General features: G+C 60.6%; 3 protein-coding genes. 1 reads left to right on the forward strand and 2 read right to left on the reverse strand.

The features are described from left to right. Positions 1–668: S-methyl-5-thioribose-1-phosphate isomerase (gene mtnA, locus AC5JJ6_RS11505; RefSeq protein WP_496042161.1), on the forward strand; the 668-nt coding region annotated here is incomplete at its 5' end. Positions 669–682: 14 nt separating this feature from the next. On the opposite strand, the gene AC5JJ6_RS11510 is transcribed toward mtnA, so the two are convergent. Next, positions 683–1,177, reverse strand: coding sequence for a response regulator (locus AC5JJ6_RS11510; protein WP_496042162.1), 495 nt, complete (start codon positions 1,175–1,177; stop codon positions 683–685). Between the two features lie 54 nt (positions 1,178–1,231). After that, positions 1,232–2,051 (reverse strand): sensor histidine kinase (locus AC5JJ6_RS11515; RefSeq protein ID WP_496042163.1); only part of this gene is annotated, 820 nt, incomplete at its 5' end.

The raw sequence follows: 2,051 nt of genomic DNA on the forward strand, positions 1-2,051 counted from the left end.
TCCGGCGAATAGCCGATGCCAAGCCCGGCAAAACCGTCAATGTCCTGACCCACTGCAATGCCGGCTGGCTGGCCACCGTCGATTGGGGCACGGCTCTCGCTCCCATCTACAAGGCCTTCGAGGAAGGTATCGACCTTCACGTCTGGGTCGACGAAACCCGGCCGCGCAATCAGGGTGCCAGCCTGACCGCCTGGGAACTGAACCGGCACGGTGTTCCCCATACGATCATCGTCGACAATGTCGGCGGACACTTGATGCAGCACGGTCAGGTCGATCTCTGCATCACCGGCACAGACCGGACCACCGCTCGCGGCGACGTCTGCAACAAGATCGGTACATATCTGAAGGCGCTCGCCGCTTTTGACAACGGCATCCCCTTCTATGTGGCACTGCCCTCGCCGACGATAGACTGGACGATCGCGGACGGCGTCAGGGAAATCCCGATCGAGCAGAGGGACGGGGCGGAGGTTTCGGCCCTGACGGGCAGGACGGCGGATGGCCGGATCGAGACGGTAACCGTGATTCCCGATGGTTCCCCCGTGGCCAACTATGCTTTCGACGTGACGCCGGCCCGGCTGGTAACCGGTCTCATCACCGAGCGCGGCGTTTGTGCCGCAACCGGCGAGGGACTGCTAGGGCTGTTCCAAGAGAGACGGGCAGCGGAATGACACAGGCGCAGGCTTCAGTTGCGCGTCTGAGGACCCAACTGCTCGGCGGCATGCCTTAACGTCGTCTTGACCATCATCGGAGAATAGGGCTTCGCCATGAAACCCAGGGGCTGCGCGTTCTGGGCAAGAGCGCGCGTCGCGGGATCGCTGTTGGCGGTCATGAAGATGGACCCGATCCCGAAGCGGTCGCGGATTTCGCGTGCCGCCGTGATGCCGTCCATTTCGCCTGCAAGACGGATGTCCATCAAAATAATGTCCGGCAGGATCTCCCCGGCGAGCCGGATCGCGTCCTCCGCCATGGCCGTTACGGCACAAACCTCGTGGCCGAGCCGCGCGACTAGCCGCTTCAGCGCCAAAGCGGAGATCGCCTCGTCCTCTACCAACAGGATCTGGAGTCTGGCGTCGGCCGAAGTGTTCCTGCTGTCCGCGCCCGACCCGGCAGCGGGAGGGATGAAAGCGCCGCCATGGGCACTCCCCGCGCTAACCAGATAGTGCAGTGCCGGATGCATTACATCAAACTCCCATCGGAAGCGGTGCGCGTTCCAAAGATATTCTTTAACACGTTACGCCGGTGGCAGGGAAACGGCAAATCTTGCGCCGCCCGCTTCCGAAGTAGAGCCGAAAGAGAGGCTAGCACCCAGTTGCATACAGAGCGACGTGACGATGGTCATTCCCAGTCCGCCCCGCGAGGGCTGAAAATCCGGTTTCAGACCTGTTCCCCGATCTGAAACCACTAGGAGATATCCCCCATCCTTCTGACGGGTAAAAGACACCCTGATGGTTCCTTCGGATCCCGGAGAATAGGCGTATTTGAAGGCGTTCGTGACCAGCTCGTTGACGATCAGGGCCAAAGGAATGGCTCTGTCCGTCGAGAACTCCGCCGGATCGGCCTCAACCTCAAGGATGTAGTCCTCTCCTTCAGACAACATGAAGTTCGACAGATCGTTGCACATTCCATGCAGATACTGATCGAACTCCACGCTCTGAAGCTTATCGGTCTGATAAAGGCGCTGATGAAGCTGGGCGACGGTCGAGACCCTGTTATGGGCGTCGGCGAACTGCCGTCGGGTATTCGGATCCTCGATGCCGTCACCCTGGAGCGACAGGAGGCTTGCGATCATGTGCAGGCTGTTCTTAACGCGGTGATTCACTTCCCGCATCAGCATGTCCTTCTGCACCAGCAAACCGTCCTTTTCAGTTGCCAGGGCTTCGATTTCCCGCAGCTTGCCGCTGAGTTCGCCAAGCTTGCGCTGGTGCCGGATGATGACTTCGTCGATGGTCTGCGCAAGGCTTTGGGCAATCTCCAAAGTCCAGGGAGACCAGGGTTGCGAGTAGCAGCGCATCCTCTCGGTCCAGCGCTCGAACGAGCGCCGGGGCAGTATC

This window comes from Skermanella sp. (assembly GCF_059503625.1).